The organism is Actinomycetospora sp. NBRC 106378 (assembly GCF_030269685.1).
Lineage (GTDB): Bacteria > Actinomycetota > Actinomycetes > Mycobacteriales > Pseudonocardiaceae > Actinomycetospora.
Window position 1 is genome coordinate 161,353 of sequence record NZ_BSTT01000011.1, and the last position, 19,124, is coordinate 180,476.

Consider the following 19,124-nt stretch of genomic DNA (forward strand, 5'->3'; position numbering starts at 1 on the left):
TGTTCCCGACGACGGGCCGGGGTGAGTGCAGCCTTCGCTTGCTGTTGAGGGCCGGGCGATCCGGACATCCTGGTCACATGACTTCGATGCGCGAGTTGCCGACCGTCCAGTCCTGCGCCGCGACCAGCTGTTCGTACAACGAGGGCTCCGTCTGCCACGCCGGCGCCATCACCGTGGGCGGCTCCGCCTGCGGCACCTTCGTCGAGATCTCGTTCCGCGGGGGCGTCGAGGCGGGTGGCCTCGTCGGCGCCTGCCACCGCTCCGAGTGCCGGTTCAACGACAAGCTCGAGTGCACCGCCTCGTCGGTGGAGATCGGCGGCCAGGGCGCCGACGTCGCCGACTGCCTGACCTACGAGGCCAAGTAGGCCTCGCCCAGCCGCTCGAGGACGAGGGCGCCGGTCCGGTCGGCCCGCAGCGCCCCGTCCGCGACCGCGACCGTCGCGACCGGGTCGACGTCGTCCACGAGGACGGTCGCGCCCGCCGCGGCGAGGTCGCGCAGACCCGTCAGGACCGTCCGCCGGTCGGTCGCGTCGAGGCCGTCGGTGAGCCGGTCCGCGAGCACGACCGCCGCGCCGGCCGCCGACGCCACGATCGCCCGCCGCACGGGCGCCGACTCGTCCTTCGCCGCGGTCAGCCGCACGACACCCGGGACGCACCCGTCGTCGAGCGCCGCCATCACCCGGCGCCGGACCAGACCCGGTCCGAGCAGGGCGGTCACCTCACCCACCGGCAGCCGCAGCGACATCGCGTCCTCCCTCGATCGTGACTGAGGTGAGCCTAAGCTTGCCTGCTCGTGCTGTCGATCCCCCGGGGTCGCCGTCCGGCAACGTCCTAGACTCGGTCGCGATGAGTGCCGCCCCCGGGTCCCGCGTGAGTTCGGCGTGGCTGCGGCACGGCGAACTGGTGCGGTTCGCGCTCGTCGGCGCCAGCACCTTCGTCGTCGACACCGCGGTCTTCCTGCTGCTCAAGAGCACGGTCCTCGAGCCCAAGCCGGTCACCGCCAAGGTCCTGGCCGTCCTCGTGGCCACGGTCGTCGGGTACGTCGCGAACCGCGAGTGGTCCTTCCGCGCCCGGGGTGGGTTGGCCCGGCGTCGGGAAGCGGTCCTGTACTTCGTCGTCAGCGGCGCCGCGTTGGCCGTGAACGCCGCACCCCTCGGCGTCTCGCGCTACGTGCTCGACCTCGCGACGCCGAACGTCCCGGCGTTCACCGAGCAGGTCGCCGACCTCGTGAGCGCCCAGATCGTCGGCACCCTGCTCGCCATGGCGTTCCGCTGGTGGGCCTTCCGTCGGTGGGTCTTCCCGACGGCGCTGTCGGGCTGACGTCCTTCCCGCGGTGGCAGGAAAGCGTCGTTGCTGTCATGAGATGACAGCAACGACGCTTTCCTGCCACCGCGGGGTGAGCCGTCAGCGCGGGCCTGTCGCGGGCAGCGGGCGCGGCGAGGCGACGGCCTGATCGGTGCGGGGCACCGGCAGGAACAGCGCGAACACGGCAGGCTTGGTGCGGGCGAGCTCGAGGCGCCCGCCGTCGGCCTCCACGAGCGCCCGGGCGAGCGCGAGCCCGACGCCGGTCGACGCGGATCCCGACACCCCGCGGTCGAACACGTGCGGGGCGAGCTCGGACGGCACGCCGTCCCCGTTGTCCGAGACCTCCACGACGATCGTGTCGTGGTCGGAGTGCCGTCCGGCGATCGTGATCGTCCCGGCGCCGTGGCGCAGCGCGTTGTCCACCAGCACGCCGAGGGCCTCCCGCAATCGCGCCGACGTCGCGCGCGCGACCAGACCGTCGGCCACCCGCACCCGGAGGGTGCGCCCCCGCCCGCGTGCAGCGTCCTGCCACTCGTTCGCGACCGCCGCGAGCTCGCCGTCGAGCTCCAGCGGGGACGCGCTCGCGGCGCGGGCCACCCGGGCGGAGTTCAGCAGCTCGTCGAGGACCTCGGCCAGCCGCTCGGCCTGCTCGAGGGCCGCGCCGCCCTCGGTGGAGACCTCGGGGTCCGGGTGGGTGGCCAGCTCGTCGAGCCGCAGCTGCAGAGCGGTGAGCCGGCTGCGCAGCTGGTGGGAGACGTCGCCGACCAGGTCCCGCTCGCGCTGCACGAGTTCGGCGAGTGCCACGGCCGAGGAGTCGAGCACGTCGGCGACCCGGTCCAGCTCCGGGATGCCGTGGCGCAGGGTCGCCTGCCGGAAGTCGCCGGCCCCCAGCCGCGCGGCGCGGCCCGCGACCTGTTGCAGCGGGTCGGCGAGGCGCCGGGCGGTGAGCGTCGCGACCACCGCCCCGACCGCCACCGACAGCACGATCGCGGCGAGCACCAGCGCGGTCGCCTGCAGCTGCCGTGAGCGCATCTCCTCGGCGGGCTCGGTGAGCACCGCCGACCCGTTGATGCCGAACGACGCGCTCTCGGCCACCTGGTCGGCGTCGGTGGTGTCGCCGATCGCGCTCGTCCCGCGCGGCGTCCGCACCACGAGCGACCCGCCGGGCGGGATGGCGATGGCGACCTCCGAGAGGTCCACCGGCTGGTCGGACTGCAGCTGCGAGTCGAGGGTGGCCACCACGGCCCGCAGCCGGCCCGCGAGCTCGGCGTGCGTGAAGTCCTCGACGAGACGCCAGGTGGTCAACGCCAGCGGGCCACCGAGGACGGTGACGGTGATCGCGACGACGAGCAGTGTCGAGATCAGGATGCGGCGCCTCACGGAGTACCAGGCCTACGTGTTGAAGCGGAACCCGACGCCGCGGACGGTCGAGATGCGCTTGCCGCCCGACGGGCCGCCGTCGGTGTCGCCGAGCTTGCGACGCAGCCACGACATGTGCATGTCGAGGGTCTTGGACGTCTTCATCTCCGGGTCGTTCCAGACCTCGCGGAGGATCTCCTCGCGCGAGACGACCTGGCCGGCGTGGGCGAGCAGCACCCGGAGCAGCTCGAACTCCTTGTTGGCGAGCCCGACCTCGACCCCGTCCACCAGCACGCGCCGGGCGGAGGGCTCCATCCGCACGCCCCCGGCGTCGAGGATCTCCGGGGCCCGGCGGCGCAGCAGCGCCCGCACCCGGGCGAGCAGCTCGGCCAGGCGGAACGGCTTGCCGACGTAGTCGTCGGCGCCGGCGTCGAGCCCGACGACGAAGTCGACCTCGTCGGTGCGCGCGGTCAGCATGAGCACCGGGAGGTCCGGTTTCCCGGCGCGCACCCGGCGGCAGACCTCGAGGCCGTCCATCCCGGGCAGCCCCAGGTCGAGGACCATGAGGTCCACCTCGCCGTCGCCGGCACGGGTCACCGCGGTCGGACCGTCGTCCACCACGTCCACCTCGTAGCCCTCACGCGTGAGGGCCCGGGACAGCGGTCCGGCGATCGCCGCATCGTCCTCGACGAGGAGCACGGTGGTCATGAACGTCGAGCGTAGACCGCCACGTGCGCGATCCGTGTGGGACGTACGCCGGGCAGGATGCACGCGTGACCGATGATCCCGCCGCCGATCTCGACCTCGCCCGCCGCATCGCCGACGCCGCCGACCGCGTGACCCTCTCCCGGTTCCGCGCGAGCGATCTGCAGGTGGACCGCAAGCCCGACCGCACGCCCGTCACCGACGCCGACGTGGCGTGCGAGGACGAGGTCCGCCGCCTCATCGCCGCCGAGCGTCCCGACGACGCCGTGCTCGGCGAGGAGCGCGGCTCGTCCGTCGAGGACCCGTCGGCCAGGCACTGGATCGTCGACCCCATCGACGGCACGAAGAACTACTCCCGCGGGGTGCCCGTGTTCGCGACCCTGCTCGCGCTCGTGAGCGGCGGGGAACCCGTCGTCGGGGTCGTCAGTGCGCCCGCGCTGGGCCGTCGCTGGTGGGCCGCCCGGGGGCAGGGGGCGTTCACCTCCGACGCGGCCCGCGGGATCGACGCGGCGCCGCTCGCGGTCTCCGGGGTCGCCGACCTCGCCGACGCCTACGTCTCCACCACCGACCTCGACTACTGGCGCGAGATCGGCACCCGCGACCGGTGGCTCGCGCTCACCGAGGCCACCTGGGAGAGCCGCGCCTTCGGCGACTTCCACCACCACATGCTCGTCGCCGAGGGCCTCATGGACGCCGCCGTCGAACCCGGGGCCAGCGCGTGGGACCTCGCCGCCCCCGCCGTCGTCGTCCGCGAGGCCGGCGGGCGGCTCACCGACTTCTCCGGGGTGGACCGGATCGACGGCGGCGAGGCGCTGTCGACCAACGGCGTGCTGCACGACGCGGTGCGGTCGATCATCCGGCCCTGAGCACCCCCCGCATCATCTGCGTCCACGCCAGCCGCCCGAAGAGGTGGAAGCAGGCCGCGGACTCCTCCTCGAAGCGCGTCCACGAGTACCGCTCGCCGCTCTCGAACCAGTAGACCTCCCACGTCCGCTCCGGTCCGGGGTGCACGCACCACACCCGGTCGGCCCGCCCCGGGTTCCCGACGACGACCGTGCCCGGGGCGAGCCCGAGCGCCTCGATCCAGCCCGGCAACGCGTCGACTCCCACACGGGTGCTGACGGGGGCGGACGTCGATCGGTTCCGTCGGGGTCCGGCGGGCCCGGTCGCCGTGCACGAGAGTGTTGTTCGCTCCGGGCCGGGCTGCGGCTAACGGCCGGCCGGGAGTTCCCGACGCCGCGAGGAGAGGCGCCGCAGGCGCGGGAAGCGCTCCGGCTCGGGCTCGTCGTCCCACTCGGCGTCCTCGACGTCGTCCGCGAGGTCGTCGAGATCGTCGGGGTCGGCGTCCTCGTCGAGATCGTCGTCGTCGCCGAGGCCGTCGTCCTCGTCGTCCCAGGTGCCCCAGCGGTCCGGGTCGAGGCCGCCGCGGCGCTCGGCCATCCGCTCGACCTCGGTGGCCACGCGCTCGACGCGGCCCAGCCCGTCGAAGCGCCACGGCTCCCGGCTGTCGTCGACGCCGACGACGAGCGTGCCCGCGCCGAGGAGCCGGTCGATCCCGGTGCGGACGGTGCGCACGGTGGTGATGCTCCGGCCGACCACGACGATGCCGGAGCGGGAGAAGACGCCCTCGCGGACCAGGACCCGGCGGTCGGTGACGACGAAGTGGGTCGCCCGCCACCGGGCGACCGGGGCGAGGGAGAACCAGCCGAGCAGCCCGACCGCGACGACGGCGACCCCGATCAGGGTCGGCAGCGCCCACGACGTCGGGCGGGCGACGGCCACCAGCCACGCCCCGACGAACGCGACCACGGGCGGCAGCAGCGCGGGGACCACGAGCATGCGCCAGTGCGGCCGGACGTGGCGCACGACGCGCTCACCGGCGACGAGCAGCCGCTCCGGGTACGCCACGGCCCCTCCCCTCGCGCCGGTGGTAGGCCGATCGAGCGTATCCGCGTGGCGGGCCGTCTTCGAGGTCCCGCGCCGCCGCCGGGGTCCGGACGGGTGAGGGTCGCCGCGTGGTCACCGGCCCCGGACGGGGCTCCGGCCCCCCGATCCGGCCCGCTCGGGGCCGATGATCACGTCGCGCCGTCAGACCGGGCGGACGTGCACCACGTCGCCCGCGGCGACGGTGGTGAGCGCGCCGGTGGGCTCCCGGACCACGAGGCGGCCGTCGTCGTCGATGTCGTCGGCCACGCCGCGGAGCTCCCGGTCACCGGGCAGCACGACCCGCACCTCGCGGCCGAGGGTCGCGCAGCGGCGCCGGTAGCCCGAGAGCAGTCCCGCGCGGGCCGCGTCGCCGCGCGCGGCGCGCCAGTCGTCCTCCAGCGAGGCGAAGACGGCGAGCACGTCGCCGAGGACGTCGGGCCGGGTGCGACGCACGCTCTGCGCGAGCAGCGACGTCCCGCCCTCGGGCAGCTCCGCCTCCGGGGTCGACACGTTGATCCCGATCCCGACGACGAGTGCGTTGCCGGGCTGCGCTGGACCCCCGTCGCTGCGCTCGCCCCCGGGTCCCCCGGGCACCACCTCGGACAGGATGCCGGCGCCCTTGCGATGGTCGGGGCCGAGGAGCAGGTCGTTCGGCCACTTCAGGGCGGTCTCGAGCGTGGCGACCGAGGCCGGGGCCCGGTAGTCCTCCATCGCCACGACGAGCGCGAGCCCGGCGATCAGCGGCGCCCAGCCCCAGTGCCGTGCCGGCACCGACGACGGGCGCAGCAGCACCGAGAAGGTGAGCCCCTCGGCCGGCCCCGACTCCCAGGTCCGCTCCCGCCGGCCCCGGCCCGCCGTCTGGTGGTGGGCGACGAGGACCGACCGGTCGGGGGCCCCCGCCGCGGCCGCGGCGGCGAGGTCGGCGTTGGTCGAGCCCGTGGCGTCCACCACGTCGAGCCGCGCCCACGGGCCGGTCGGGACGACGGCGGTGGTCTGCAACGCCTTCCAGGCGGCGGCGTCCTGCACTCCCGGGATCACCGCCGCCACGGTAGAGGAGTGCCCATCATCACCCCCACGCACCAGTGGGTGGACCACGGTCGGCATCGCTATCGTCCGGCCCATGACCGCCGCGACGAAGCCGCCCCCCGAGCCCGACGAGGCCGCGGACGAGCCCGACGTCCACACCTCCGCCGGCAAGCTCGCGGACTGGCACCGGCGTCAGGACGACGTCGTCCACGCCGGCTCCGAGCGGGCCGTCGAGCGGCAGCACGCGAAGGGCCGCAAGACCGCCCGGGAACGCATCGACCTCCTGCTCGACGAGGGCACCTTCCTCGAGTTCGACGCGATGGCCCGGCACCGCTCGACGAACTTCGGCCTCGAGGCCAACCGCCCCTACGGCGACGGCGTGGTCACCGGACAGGGCACCGTCGACGGCCGTCCGGTCTGTGTGTTCTCCCAGGACGCCACCGTCTTCGGCGGCGCGCTCGGCGAGGTCTACGGCGAGAAGATCGTCAAGGTCATGGACGTGGCCATGAAGATCGGCTGTCCCGTCATCGGCATCAACGACGGCGGCGGCGCGCGCATCCAGGAGGGCGTGGTCGCGCTCGGGCTCTACGGCGAGATCTTCCGCCGGAACTCCCACGCCTCGGGGGTCATCCCGCAGATCTCGCTCGTGATGGGCCCGGCGGCCGGCGGCGCCGTGTACTCCCCCGCGCTCACCGACTTCACGATCATGGTCGACGAGACGTCGTTCATGTTCATCACCGGTCCCGACGTCATCAAGACCGTCACCGGCGAGGACGTCGAGTTCGAGACCCTCGGCGGCGCCCGGACCCACAACACCACCTCCGGCAACGCGCACTACCTCGCCTCCGACGAGGACGACGCGATCGCCTACGTGCAGGAGCTCCTGGGCTACCTGCCGTCGAACAACCTCTCCGAGCCGCCGCGGCTGCCCGCCGGCAACGACGGAGCGGAGGCGGGCTCCATCGAGGACAACCTCTCCGAGACCGACCTCGAGCTCGACGCGCTGGTCCCGGACTCCCCGAACCAGCCCTACGACATCCGCGAGGTCATCCGCCGGGTCGTCGACGACGAGGAGTTCCTGGAGATCCAGGAGCTGTACGCGGCGAACATGGTCGTGGGCTACGGGCGCATCGAGGGCCGGCCGGTCGGGTTCGTCGCGAACCAGCCCTCCCAGCTCGCCGGCTGCCTCGACATCGGCGCCAGCGAGAAGGCCGCCCGCTTCGTGCGCACGTGCGACGCGTTCAACGTGCCGGTCGTGACCTTCGTCGACGTGCCGGGCTTCCTGCCCGGCACCGACCAGGAGTACAACGGCATCATCCGCCGCGGCGCGAAGCTGATCTACGCCTACGCCGAGGCCACCGTCCCGCTGATCACGGTGATCTGCCGCAAGGCCTACGGCGGCGCGTACGACGTCATGGGCTCCAAGCACCTCGGCGCCGACCTCAACCTCGCGTGGCCGACCGCCCAGATCGCCGTCACCGGCGCCTCGGGCGCCGTGAGCATCCTCTACCGCAAGGAGCTCAAGAAGGTCGAGGACTCCGGCGGGGACGTCGCGGCGCGCCGGGCCGAGCTGCAGCAGGAGTACGAGGACACGCTCGCGAACCCCTACATCGCGGCCGAGCGCGGGTACGTCGACGCGGTGGTCCCGCCGTCGTGGACCCGCGGCTACGTGGCCCGCGCACTGCGCTCGTTCTCGGGCAAGCGCGAGACGCTGCCGCCCAAGAAGCACGGGAACATCCCGCTGTGAGGCGCAGCGGAGCGGAGTCCGGAGGGAAGGCGTCGTGACCGGTCCGGAGGAGGAGGCGCCGGCGCGGCCGGTGCTGCGCGTCGTCCGGGGCGAGCCGTCGCCGGAGGAGGTGGCCGCGCTGGCGGCCGTCCTGGCCGCCGCGTCCAGCGGGGGCGGGGAGGCGCCGGAGTCCGGCCCGCGCTCGGTGTGGTCCGAGCGGGAGTCGCTCGTCCGTCGCCCGCTCACGCCCGGGCCGGGAGCCTGGCGGATGTCGGCGCTGCCGCGCTGAACCCCGGCGCCTAGGGTCGCGGGCCGTGCGTCTCGTGCTCGGTTCCGCGTCCCCCGCCCGCCTCGGTGTGCTGCGCGCCGCGGGGGTGGACCCCGACGTCGTCGTCTCCGACGTCGACGAGGACGCCCTGCTCGCGCAGCTGGGCGACGCGACCTCCGCCGAGCAGGTCACCGCGCTCGCCGTCGCGAAGGCGCGGGCGGTCGCCGCGCAGGTGCCGGCGGCGGAGGACGACGTCGTCGTCATCGGCTGCGACTCGATGCTCGAGATCGACGGCGAGCTGGTGGGCAAGCCGCACACCGCCGAGAACGCGCGGTCCCGGTGGGAGCGCATGGCGGGACGCCACGGCGAGCTCATCACGGGGCACGCCCTCGTGCGGCTGCGCGGCGGGGCGGTCGAGGCGGAGATCTCCGGGCACGCGACGACGTTCGTGACCTTCGCGGAGCCGACCCCGGCGCAGCTGGAGGCCTACCTGGCGTCGGGCGAGCCGTTGGCCGTGGCGGGCGCGTTCACCCTCGACGGTCTCGGCGGCTGGCTCGTCGAGGGGATCCAGGGCGACCCGTCCAACGTCATCGGGATCAGCCTGCCGCTCGTGCGGCGGCTGCTCGCCGAGCTGGGGGTCGAGGTCAGCGACCTGTGGCGGGCGCCGACGACGGGGTGACCCGCGTGCCCGGGGTGGCCGAGGCGGGCGGCGCCGTCGCACGCCCCGGGGTGTTCGCCCCGGACGAGGACAGCGACCGCACGATGCGGTCGGCGGCGGTGGCGTCCGCGCCCTGCGTCCGGCCCGGGGCCGCCACGGCGAGCAGCACCAGCCCCGGTTCCCCGCGGGCGCCCGCGACGGTGGTGACGCGGACCAGCGTCCCGTCCGGCGTGCGCCGCACGGAGGTGAACGCGTCGCGGCCGTCGAGCGTGGAGGCCGCATCGGAGACGGTGGCGATCCGGCCGTCCGCATCGCCGCGCACCCCGTCGGCGAACGCGCCGACCAGCCGCCGCGCCTCGTCGGCGACCGCGTCCTCGCCGAACCCGCGCGCCGGGTCGAGCCGACCCACCAGGACGGCGGCGCGGGCCTGGTCGCCGCCGAGGGTCAGCACCGTCGGGAAGCGGCCCGGCGTGACGGGCACGAGGTCCTGGTCGCGGGCGGTCGCCCAGCCCGGCTCCGTCGCGACGGTGGCACCCAGCGTCGGGTCGCCGACCCGGCCGGGGCGCGTGGTGACCGGCGGTGCCGTCGTCGTCGGGGTCGCGGTCTCCACGGCGGGTGAGGCGACCGGGGAGACCGGCCCGCCCGCCGTCGTCCGGGCGTCGCTGCGGCGGGCGGCGTCGGAGTCCGCGCCGGCGGCCGTCGCGACCACCGCCACCGTCCCGGCCAGTGCCGCGACGGACGCGCACACGGCCACCGCGGGCCCCCACCATCGTCCGCGCTCGGTCATCGGGTGACGACGGTAGCGACCGGCCCGACGGGGCCGGGCACCACCCGTCGTCGGGAATATCTAGTGCTGTGTCCATGACCACGCAGGACCCGGTGTCGCAGGGCCCTGAGGTGCGGGAGAGTCCCGAGGAACGGTCACGCCGGACCGTTCCTGCACCACTCGACCGATCTTCCGGGCGTGGCAGCCCTACACTGCGCCCGATCCCACCACCGCGACGACGCGACCGCCCCCCGGGAGGCTCCTCCGATGGCTCCGCAGGCTCAGCAGGACGCCCTGCACACCGTGCTGATCGCCAACCGTGGCGAGATCGCCGTGCGTGTGGCGCGGGCGTGCAGGGACGCAGGCCTGACGAGTGTCGCGGTGTACGCCGACCCGGACCGCGACGCCCCGCACGTGCGGATCGCCGACCAGGCCTTCGGGCTCGGCGGGCAGACCGCGGCGGAGTCGTACCTGAACATCGAGAAGATCATCGACGCCGCGCGCCAGTCCGGCGCGAACGGTATTCACCCCGGCTACGGGTTCCTCTCGGAGAACTCCGAGTTCGCCCAGGCCGTGATCGACGCCGGCCTGATCTGGATCGGCCCGTCCCCGCAGGCCATCCGCGACCTCGGCGACAAGGTCACCGCCCGCAAGATCGCCGAACGCGCCGGCGCCCCGCTCGTGCCGGGCACCAAGGACCCCGTCGCCGACGCCGACGAGGTCATCGCCTTCGCCGACGAACACGGCCTGCCGGTCGCGATCAAGGCCGCGTTCGGCGGCGGCGGCCGCGGCATGCGCGTGGCCCGCGAACGCGCCGAGATCGCGGACATGTTCGACGCCGCCGTCCGCGAGGCCGTCTCGGCGTTCGGGCGCGGCGAATCCTTCGTCGAGCGCTACCTCGATCGGCCCCGCCACGTCGAGGCCCAGGTCCTGGCCGACCAGCACGGCACCTGCATCGTCGTCGGCACCCGCGACTGCTCGCTGCAGCGCCGCCACCAGAAACTGGTCGAGGAGGCCCCCGCGCCGTTCCTGACCGACGAGCAGCGCAAACGCATCCACACCTCCGCCCGCGACATCTGCCTCGAGGCCGGCTACTCCGGCGCCGGGACCGTGGAGTTCCTCGTCGGCGAGGACGGCACCATCTCCTTCCTCGAGGTCAACACCCGCCTGCAGGTCGAACACCCCGTCTCCGAGGAGACCAGCGGCCTCGACCTCGTGCGCGAGCAGTTCCGCATCGCCAACGGCGAACACCTGCGCATCACCGAAGACCCCGAACCCCGCGGGCACTCCATCGAGTTCCGGCTCAACGGCGAGGACGCCGGCCGCGGCTTCCTCCCCGCCCCCGGCACCGTCACCCGCTTCCACGCCCCCTCCGGGCCCGGGGTGCGCGTCGACGCCGGGGTGGAGTCCGGATCGGTGATCGGCGGCCAGTTCGACTCCATGGTCGGCAAACTCATCGTCACCGGCGAGGACCGCCAACAGGCCCTGGAACGCTCGCGGCGCGCCCTGTCCGAGATCGTCGTCGAGGGCCTGCCCACCGTCATCCCGTTCCACCGCCTCGTCGTCACCGACCCCGCCTTCACCGCCCCCGACGGCGCCTCCTCCTTCACCGTCCACACCCGCTGGATCGAGACCGAGTGGAACAACACCGTCGAGCCGTACGTCGCGTCCGGCGAGGGTGACGACGAGGACGAGGCCGCGCCGCGGCAGACCGTCGTCGTCGAGGTCGGCGGCAAGCGCCTCGAGGTCTCGCTGCCCGGCGACCTGGCGATCGGCGGGGGCGGCGGCGGCGCGGCCGCACCTGCGGCGAAGAAGAAGTCGCGCAAGCGGTCCGGCGGCGGCGCCAAGGTCTCCGGCGACGCGGTCACCTCGCCGATGCAGGGCACCGTCGTCAAGGTCTCGGTCTCCGAGGGCGACACGGTGTCCGCGGGCGACCAGATCGTCGTCGTCGAGGCCATGAAGATGGAGAACCCCGTCACCGCGCACAAGGGCGGCACCGTGACCGGGCTGTCCCTCGAGGCGGGCGCGTCGGTCAACCAGGGTGCCGTGATCTGCGAGATCGCCGACTGAGTCCCTGCCCTGGTGGCACCTGCCCTGGTGGCACCCGCCCTGGTGGCAGGAAAGCGTCGTTGCTGTCATCCAGCGCCAGGAAAGCCACATCGTCGGGCGCGGCCTATCGTGGATCCGTGGGCGAACTGCGGATCGGCAACCGCGAGCGCGAGCTCGCGATGGCCGCGCTCGACGAGCACCTCCGCGAGGGCCGGCTCGAGCCCGGTGAGTACGCCGAGCGGTCGGCCGTCGCCTCGACCGCCCGGTTCCGCTCGGAGCTCGACGGGCTGTTCACCGACCTCCCCGAGCCGCGCCCGGCCTTCCCCCGCTCTCGTCCCGACGCCGGGTCGGTGCCGGTCGGCGCCCCCACCCCGCCTCCGGCCGCCGCTCCCGCGCGGGACGACCTGCCCGAGCTCGTCGCGCCGATCGGGGCCAGACTCGGGCGGCACGCAGGGTTGTTGTCCGCCCTCGCCCCGGCGATCGCCCTCGTCCTGTTCCTCGTGACCGGGCTGCGGTTCCCGCAGGTCTTCCTGCTGGTCCCCGTCGCGATCGGGGTCCTGGCCTACCTCGGACACCGCCACGGCGGGTGATTCCTCTCCCGACCGCCGGTAAAGAGGTCGGACGTCGTCAGGGGTCCGTGGTTACCTGGTGACACGGCATCGACGCCGGCCGCCCCGAAGCTCGCCCACGGAAAGGTGCGTCAGCCCATGGCCACGGCCCCGACCACACCGGACGCCCCCGCGGCGGCCGACGACGCCGCCGCGCCCGATCCCGGGAGCACGCGCGCGGGCGTGGTGATCGCGGTGCTCGTCGTGTCCGCGTTCGTCATGATCCTCAACGAGACGATCCTGTCCGTCGCGTTGAACGACCTGACGCGGGACCTCGGCGTCTCCACCACCACCGTGCAGTGGCTGACCAGCGGCTTCCTGCTGACGATGGCCGTCGTCATCCCGACGACGGGCTTCCTGCTCGAGCGCTTCACGCCGCGGCAGGTCTTCCTCTCCTCGCTGACGTTGTTCAGCCTCGGCACCCTGATCAGCGCGCTCGCGCCCGGCTTCGCGGTGCTGCTCGCGGGCCGGGTCGTGCAGGCGTGCGGGACGGCGCTGATCATCCCGCTGCTCATGACCTCGGTGATGCGGCTCGTCCCGGAGCACAAGCGCGGCTCGATGATGGGGACGATCTCGATCGTCATCGCCGTGGCGCCGGCGATCGGCCCCACCATCGGCGGCGCGGTCCTCGCGTCGCTGAGCTGGCGGTGGATGTTCTGGATCGTCCTGCCGCTCGCGATCCTCGCGCTGCTGCTCGGGGCGGCCCTCATGCGGCTGCCGTCGCAGACCCGGTCGGTCCCGCTCGACGTGCTCTCCGTGCTGCTCTCGGCCCTCGGGTTCGGCGGCATCCTCTACGGCTTCTCCGCGATCGGGGAGTCCGGCGGCTCCGGCCCGCACGTGCCGCCCTGGATCCCCCTGGTGATCGGCGCGGTCAGCCTCGTGCTGTTCGTCGTGCGCCAGCTGGCCCTGCAGAAGCGGGAGGCCGCACTGCTCGACCTGCGGCCGTTCACCCACCGCACCTTCGTGGTGTCGCTGATCCTCGCCGCCCTGCTGTTCATGGCCCTGCTCGGCGCCGCGGCGATCCTGCTGCCGCTCTACCTGCAGACGGTGCTGAACCAGGGCACCTTCGTCACCGGTCTCGCCGTGCTCCCCGGTGGTCTGGTGCTCGGGCTGCTGGGCCGGCCGGTCGGCGCGCTGTTCGATCGCTTCGGGGCCCGCCCGCTGGTCATCCCGGGTGCGCTCGCGATGGCCGCCTCGCTGTGGGGGTTCGCCTCCCTGAGCGCCGCGTCCCCGCTGTGGCTGGTCATCGTCATCCACATGGTGCTCATGGCGGGCCTCGGCCTCATGATGACGCCGCTGATGACGTCGTCGCTCGCCGTCCTGCCCGGGCCGCTGTACTCCCACGGCAGTGCCATCCTGGCCACGCTGCAGCAGGTCGCGGGCGCGTTCGGCACGGCCGCGTTCGTCACGATCTCGGCGATCGCCTCGACCACTACGGGCGGCTCCCCCGACGCGCAGGGGCTGCGCACCGGCTTCATGGCGGCCGGGGTGGTGGGCGTCATCGCGTTCGTCGTGTCGTTCTTCCTGCCGCGCCGGATCGTGGCCTCGGACGACCTCGAGACGGCCGCCGACGCCCCCGGCGACCCGCGCGCCGGGTCCGTGCCCGCCGTCGAGGACGAGGAGGCCCCCGCGGACGCGCCCCGCGACGGCTCGGTGCGGATCGATCGGGTGGACGGGTCGCACCCGGTCCCGCGGGTCGTCGGGCAGGTCGAGCTGGCGCGCGCGGGCGAGGCGGTCGTGACACTCGTCGACGAGCACGGCGTCCAGCACGGCCGCGCCGAGACGGTGGGCGGGTCCTACGACCTGTCGCTGCCCGGCTCGGGCGCCTGGCTCGTCGTCGTCAGCGCTCCCGGGCACGCACCGCGCGCCGGTCGCGTCGTCGCCGGCGAACACGACCACGAGGTCCGCCACGACGTCACACTCGTCGGTTCGGAGCCGCTGGCCGACGACGCCCGGGCGCCTCGGTCGCTGACGTCGCAGAGCTGACACACCCGCACGACCGAACGGCCCCGCCCGGGGTTCCGGGCGGGGCCGTTCGTCGTCTCGTCCGCGAGGTGTACATCAAGCACGTGCTCGGGCCACGGGGGCTGCCCCACGTACCCCTCGCGCGCGGGGCCGCCCGGGCCTGCCGTCCGCGAGAGTCACGCCAGGCATCTCCGCGGGCCACGGAGCCTGCCCCACGTACCCCTCGGGAACGGGGTCGCTCAGCTCGTCCCGAGCGGCTCGAGCTGCTCCCGGCGCGGGTCCGGCGCGGCGAGGCGGAGCTTGTCGGCCTCCTCGTCGGTCTCGACCATCTGCGACCGCCGCTCCGCCTCGACCCGCTCGACGTACGACCGGACCTCCTCGTCGCGGGTGGCGGCACTCCAGCCGAGCAGCGACGCCATCTGGTCGGCCACCGACTCCGCCGAGTCGACCCCGCGGTGGGCGTACTCGATGGAGATGCGGGTCCGGCGGGTGAGGACGTCGTCGAGGTGCAGCGCGCCCTCGTAGGCGACGGCGTACGCGATCTCGACGCGCAGGTAGTCGGGCGAGCCCGGCACCGGCTCGCGCAGTGACGGGTCGTCCTCGGTCATCGCCAGCAGGCCGTGGAGCAGCGAGCCGTACCGGTCGAGCAGGTGCCGCACCCGGTGCGGGTGGAGGTCGTACTGCCGCCCGATGTGCTCGGCCTGGTTGACCAGGGCGAAGTAGCCGTCGGCTCCGATCAGCGGCACCCGGTCGGTGATCGACGGGGCGACGCGTGCCGGGATGTCCTGGACGGCCATGTCGAGCGCGTCCTTGGCCATGACGCGGTACGTCGTGTACTTGCCGCCGGCGATCGACACCATGCCCGGCATCACGCGCGACACGGCGTGCTCGCGCGAGAGCTTGGAGGTCTCCTCGCTCTCGCCGGCGAGCAGGGGCCGCAGTCCGGCGTAGACACCCTCGATGTCGTCGTGGGTCAGCGGCGTGACCAGGACGGCGTTGATGTGCTCGAGCAGGTAGTCGATGTCGTGGCGCGTCGCCGCGGGGTGCGCGAGGTCGAGCCGCCACGTGGTGTCGGTGGTGCCGACGATCCAGTGGTTGCGCCACGGGATCACGAACAGCACCGACTTCTCGGTCCGCAGGATCATGCCGACGTCCGACGGGATCTTGTCGCGGGCCACGAGGAAGTGCACGCCCTTCGAGGCGTTCACCTTGAAGCGACCGCGGGTGCCCGCGGTGTGCTGCATCTGGTCGGTCCAGACCCCGGTGCAGTTGACCACCACGTGCGCCCGCACGTCGGTCTCGCGGCCGGTCTCGACGTCGCGCACCCGCACCCCGGCGATCCGGTCGACCTCGTGGAGGAAGTCGACGACCTGCGTCGAGGTGCGCACGACCGCGCCGTACTGCGCGGCGGTGCGGCCGACCATCATCGTGTGGCGGGCGTCGTCGGCCTGCGCGTCGTAGTAGCGGACCGCGCCGACGAGGGCGTCGCGCTTGAGCGCGGGCGCCATCCGAAGCGCGCCCGAGCGGGTCAGCTGCTTCTGCTTGGGCAGCGAGCTCCTGCCGCCCATCGTGTCGTAGAGCGTGACCCCTGCGGTGACGTACGGGCGCTCCCACACGTGGTGGGTCAACGGGTAGAGGAACGGCACCGGCTTGATCAGGTGCGGGGCGAGCCGGGTCATGTTCAGCTCGCGCTCGAACAGCGCCTCGCGCACCAGCCCGAAGTCGAGCTGCTCGAGGTAGCGCAGGCCGCCGTGGAAGAGCTTGGACGAACGGCTCGACGTGCCGGCCGCGAGGTCGCGCGCCTCGACGAGGGCGACCGACAGGCCGCGGGTGGCGGCGTCGAGCGCGGCACCCACACCGACCACGCCCCCGCCGACCACGACGACGTCGAACTGCTCGGTCGAGAGCCGGTCCCAGGACCGGGCGCGCTCGGCAGGACCGAGGCGGGCGGGTTCGGTGACGGCGTCGAGCGACTCGGCTTCCGGAGTGCCGGCTCCGTCCACCGTGGACTCGTTCGCACCGGTCGGGGCGGACTTCCCAGCCACGTCGGGCCTCCTCGTACGTTCGGTGTCAGGCCTCTGCTCCGTGCGGCGCAACGGGTGTTCCCCGGTCGTCACCTGCGGCAACGTCCGGGGTCTTCCCCGCGACGGCGTCGCCCACGCTACCCGCGCGGCACTCCCTCCGGGATGCACCGAGTGGCGGCCCGGAAAGCGCTTTCGTCGTGGCCGAAAGGCATAGACACATGTGACGTGCACGACTAGCGTCCGCCGCGCTCGTCAGCGCGGACCGGGCCGCGTCGAGGGCACGACGGGGGAGGTCGACGTGACTCCGACGCTCAGCGGCGGCGAGATCATCCTGTGGGAGTTCCTCGGAACGGCGGCCCTGCTCCTCTTCGGTGTCGGGGTCGTCGCCAACGTGATCCTCCCCCGCTCCAACGCCGACGGGGACACCTCGCACTGGGTCATCATCGTGATCGGCTGGGGCGTCGGCGTCCTCACGGGCGCGAGCATCGCCGACAAGACCGGCGGACACATCAACCCGGCGGTGACGATCGGGCTCGCGATGGCGGGCAAGACCCCGTGGTCGGAAGTGCCCTTCTACCTCGTCGGCCAGTTACTGGGAGCGTTCGTCGGCGCCACCCTCGCCTGGCTGGTCTACAAGCTGCAGTTCGACGCGAACCGGGAGCAGAACGCCGACACCGTCGGCATCTTCGCCACCAACCCGCCGATCAAGAAGCCGGTGTGGAACCTGGTCAGCGAGACGATCGCGACCTTCTTCCTCGTGCTGTTCATCCTCGTCGCGCCCTACCAGTCGCCGGCGAACTACGCCGCGGTGACGGCGCTCGTCGTCGGGATCGGTGCGGCGCTCGGCGGGCCGACGGGCTACGCCATCAACCCCGCCCGCGACCTCGGGCCCCGGGCGGCCTACTCGGTGCTGCCGATCCCCGGGAAGGGCACGGCCGACTGGGGCTACGCCTGGGTGCCGATCGTCGGCCCGTTGCTGGGCGCGGTCCTCGCCGGCCTGCTCGCCCTCGTCCTGCCCACCGCCAGCTGACACCATCGCCCCACCCCGAACCGGAGAAGAGGAGCAGGCTCGATGACCCAGTACGTCGCGGCGATCGACCAGGGCACCACCTCGACGCGGTGCATGATCTTCGACCACTCCGGTCGGGTCGTGGCCGTCGACCAGCTCGAGCACCAGCAGATCTTCCCGAAGGCGGGGTGGGTCGAGCACGACGCCGCCGAGATCTGGGGCAACACCCGTCAGGTCTGCGGCGGGGCGCTCGCCCGGGCCGACCTGGACGCGTCCGACATCGCCGCCGTCGGGATCACCAACCAGCGCGAGACCACGGTCGTCTGGGACAAGGCGACCGGCGAGCCCATCTACAACGCCATCGTCTGGCAGGACACGCGGACGCAGGCGATCTGCGACGAGCTCGGCGCGCTGGGCGGTGGCGCCGAGCGCTACCGCACGAAGACCGGGCTCCCGCTCGCCACCTACTTCGCCGGCCCGAAGGCCCGCTGGATCCTCGACCAGGTCGACGGCGCCCGGGAGCGGGCGGAGCGCGGCGAGCTCGCCTTCGGGACGATGGACACCTGGGTGCTGTGGAACGCCACCGGCGGCACCGAGGGCGGCCTGCACGTCACCGACCCGACGAACGCGTCGCGCACCCTGCTCATGAACATCGACACCCTGGAGTGGGACCCGGAGCTCTGCGAGGAGATCGGGGTCCCGATGGCGATGCTGCCGGAGATCCGATCGTCGTCGGAGGTCTACGCCCCGATCCGCGCCCGCGGCACGTTCCGCGACGTGCCGGTCGCCGGGATCCTCGGCGACCAGCAGGCCGCGACGTTCGGGCAGGCCTGCCTGGAGGTCGGCGAGGCCAAGAACACCTACGGGACCGGCAACTTCGTGCTGCTCAACACCGGCACCGAGAAGGTCGAGTCGAAGAACGGCCTGCTCACGACGGTCTGCTACAAGATCGGCGACCAGCCCCAGGTCTACGCCCTCGAGGGCTCGATCGCGGTGACCGGCTCGCTCGTGCAGTGGCTGCGCGACAACCTCGGGATGATCTCCTCCGCCCCCGAGGTGGAGGACCTCGCGAAGGCGGTCGACGACAACGGCGGCGCCTACATCGTGCCCGCGTTCTCCGGCCTGTTCGCCCCGCACTGGCGCTCCGACGCCCGCGGCGTGATCGTCGGCCTCACCCGCTACGTCAACAAGGGCCACATCGCCCGGGCGGTCCTCGAGGCGACGGCGTTCCAGACGCGCGAGGTCATCGACGCCATGAACGCCGACTCCGGCGTGCCCCTGACGACGCTCAAGGTCGACGGCGGCATGGTCGGCAACGAGGTGCTCATGCAGTTCCAGGCCGACCTGCTCGGCGTCGAGGTGGTCCGTCCGGTGGTCTCGGAGACGACGGCGCTCGGCGCGGCCTACGCGGCCGGGCTCGCCGTCGGGTTCTGGTCGGGCGAGCAGGACATCCGCGACAACTGGGCGCAGGACAAGGTCTGGGAGCCCTCGATGGACCCGGCCGAGCGCGACCGGCTCTACGAGGAGTGGAAGAAGGCGGTCACGCGCACCTTCGACTGGGTGTAGGTGGCCTCCGGCCCCGTGAGTACTCCTCCGTGCCCCAGCACGGTGTCTGTGCTCAGGACATCGAGGACAGTTGATGTCTCAGCACATCGCGGACACTGAGCAGGCCCGCTGGGTGGGTTGGTCACGGTGGTGACCAGCCTGCTCGGCTGTGGGCAGGACAGGGT

General features: G+C 73.4%; 18 protein-coding genes and 1 pseudogene. 11 read left to right on the forward strand and 8 right to left on the reverse strand.

All coding sequences use genetic code 11. The features are described 5' to 3' along the window. Positions 1-86: 86 nt before the first annotated feature. Complete coding sequence (locus tag QSK00_RS22430; protein ID WP_502872068.1) at positions 87-365, forward strand: DUF1540 domain-containing protein; 279 nt, start codon at positions 87-89, stop codon at positions 363-365. On the opposite strand, the gene QSK00_RS22435 is transcribed toward QSK00_RS22430, so the two are convergent. After that, complete coding sequence (locus tag QSK00_RS22435; protein WP_285594272.1) at positions 350-745, reverse strand: hypothetical protein; 396 nt, start codon at positions 743-745, stop codon at positions 350-352. The two genes, QSK00_RS22430 and QSK00_RS22435, sit on opposite strands and share 16 nt — an antisense overlap. 101 nt (positions 746-846) lie before the next feature. Between QSK00_RS22435 and QSK00_RS22440 the strand changes: the two genes are divergently transcribed. Continuing rightward, positions 847-1,320 (forward strand): GtrA family protein, encoded by a 474-nt coding sequence (locus QSK00_RS22440; protein ID WP_285594274.1) that lies wholly within the window; start codon positions 847-849, stop codon positions 1,318-1,320. 84 nt (positions 1,321-1,404) lie between these two features. Here QSK00_RS22440 and QSK00_RS22445 read toward each other — a convergent pair whose 3' ends face one another. Together QSK00_RS22445 and QSK00_RS22450 are read right to left on the reverse strand one after the other, a co-directional pair. Beyond that, positions 1,405-2,685: a sensor histidine kinase gene (locus tag QSK00_RS22445; protein WP_285594276.1), complete on the reverse strand. Its 1,281-nt coding sequence runs from the start codon at positions 2,683-2,685 to the stop codon at positions 1,405-1,407. 12 nt (positions 2,686-2,697) lie between these two features. Beyond that, positions 2,698-3,372 carry a response regulator transcription factor gene (locus tag QSK00_RS22450; RefSeq protein WP_285594277.1) on the reverse strand — a complete coding sequence of 225 codons (675 nt, stop codon included), beginning with the start codon at positions 3,370-3,372 and terminating at the stop codon, positions 2,698-2,700. A gap of 65 nt (positions 3,373-3,437) precedes the next feature. On the opposite strand from QSK00_RS22450, the gene QSK00_RS22455 reads away from it, so the two are divergent. Beyond that, positions 3,438-4,235 (forward strand): inositol monophosphatase family protein, encoded by a 798-nt coding sequence (locus QSK00_RS22455; protein WP_285594280.1) that lies wholly within the window; start codon positions 3,438-3,440, stop codon positions 4,233-4,235. Here QSK00_RS22455 and QSK00_RS22460 read toward each other — a convergent pair. From QSK00_RS22460 to QSK00_RS22470, 3 genes are all read right to left on the reverse strand, one after another. Beyond that, entirely contained in the window at positions 4,222-4,479 is a 258-nt protein-coding gene (locus QSK00_RS22460; RefSeq protein ID WP_285594284.1) for a hypothetical protein, read from the reverse strand. The two genes, QSK00_RS22455 and QSK00_RS22460, sit on opposite strands and share 14 nt — an antisense overlap. 99 nt (positions 4,480-4,578) lie before the next feature. Further along, a complete protein-coding gene (locus tag QSK00_RS22465) occupies positions 4,579-5,277 on the reverse strand; it encodes a PH domain-containing protein (RefSeq protein ID WP_285594285.1) in 699 nt (232 codons plus the stop codon). A 180-nt stretch (positions 5,278-5,457) separates the two neighbouring features. Next, on the reverse strand, positions 5,458-6,333 hold the full coding sequence (locus QSK00_RS22470) for a biotin--[acetyl-CoA-carboxylase] ligase (RefSeq protein WP_285594287.1): 876 nt from the start codon (positions 6,331-6,333) through the stop codon (positions 5,458-5,460). Between the two features lie 82 nt (positions 6,334-6,415). Between QSK00_RS22470 and QSK00_RS22475 the strand changes: the two genes are divergently transcribed. From QSK00_RS22475 to QSK00_RS22485, 3 genes are read left to right on the forward strand one after another with little or no spacing between them, the layout of a single operon-like run. Continuing rightward, complete coding sequence (locus QSK00_RS22475) at positions 6,416-8,068, forward strand: acyl-CoA carboxylase subunit beta (RefSeq protein ID WP_285594289.1); 1,653 nt, start codon at positions 6,416-6,418, stop codon at positions 8,066-8,068. A gap of 34 nt (positions 8,069-8,102) precedes the next feature. Further along, the gene (locus tag QSK00_RS22480) at positions 8,103-8,336 is read left to right on the forward strand and encodes an acyl-CoA carboxylase subunit epsilon (RefSeq protein ID WP_285594291.1); all 234 of its coding nucleotides are present in this window, start codon (positions 8,103-8,105) and stop codon (positions 8,334-8,336) included. Between the two features lie 25 nt (positions 8,337-8,361). Next, positions 8,362-8,994, forward strand: coding sequence for a Maf family protein (locus QSK00_RS22485; RefSeq protein WP_285594293.1), 633 nt, complete (start codon positions 8,362-8,364; stop codon positions 8,992-8,994). On the opposite strand, the gene QSK00_RS22490 is transcribed toward QSK00_RS22485, so the two are convergent. Then, the gene (locus tag QSK00_RS22490; RefSeq protein ID WP_285594295.1) at positions 8,960-9,760 is read right to left on the reverse strand and encodes a hypothetical protein; all 801 of its coding nucleotides are present in this window, start codon (positions 9,758-9,760) and stop codon (positions 8,960-8,962) included. The two genes, QSK00_RS22485 and QSK00_RS22490, sit on opposite strands and share 35 nt — an antisense overlap. A gap of 246 nt (positions 9,761-10,006) precedes the next feature. Between QSK00_RS22490 and QSK00_RS22495 the strand changes: the two genes are divergently transcribed. The 3 genes and pseudogenes from QSK00_RS22495 to QSK00_RS22505 form a co-directional block, all read left to right on the forward strand. Next, positions 10,007-11,809: an acetyl/propionyl/methylcrotonyl-CoA carboxylase subunit alpha gene (locus tag QSK00_RS22495; protein ID WP_285594297.1), complete on the forward strand. Its 1,803-nt coding sequence runs from the start codon at positions 10,007-10,009 to the stop codon at positions 11,807-11,809. Between the two features lie 116 nt (positions 11,810-11,925). Next, complete coding sequence (locus tag QSK00_RS22500; protein ID WP_285594299.1) at positions 11,926-12,378, forward strand: DUF1707 SHOCT-like domain-containing protein; 453 nt, start codon at positions 11,926-11,928, stop codon at positions 12,376-12,378. Positions 12,379-12,495: 117 nt separating this feature from the next. Next, positions 12,496-13,929 (forward strand): annotated as a pseudogene (locus QSK00_RS22505) (DHA2 family efflux MFS transporter permease subunit); the annotation flags it as partial. A gap of 671 nt (positions 13,930-14,600) precedes the next feature. Here QSK00_RS22505 and QSK00_RS22510 read toward each other — a convergent pair. Then, positions 14,601-16,364, reverse strand: coding sequence for a glycerol-3-phosphate dehydrogenase/oxidase (locus tag QSK00_RS22510; RefSeq protein ID WP_285594328.1), 1,764 nt, complete (start codon positions 16,362-16,364; stop codon positions 14,601-14,603). A 319-nt stretch (positions 16,365-16,683) separates the two neighbouring features. Between QSK00_RS22510 and QSK00_RS22515 the strand changes: the two genes are divergently transcribed. Together QSK00_RS22515 and glpK are read left to right on the forward strand one after the other, a co-directional pair. Next, entirely contained in the window at positions 16,684-17,415 is a 732-nt protein-coding gene (locus QSK00_RS22515) for an MIP/aquaporin family protein (RefSeq protein WP_285594301.1), read from the forward strand. A 42-nt stretch (positions 17,416-17,457) separates the two neighbouring features. Further along, entirely contained in the window at positions 17,458-18,960 is a 1,503-nt protein-coding gene (gene glpK / locus QSK00_RS22520) for a glycerol kinase GlpK (RefSeq protein WP_285594303.1), read from the forward strand. The last annotated feature ends 164 nt before the right edge of the window (positions 18,961-19,124 follow it).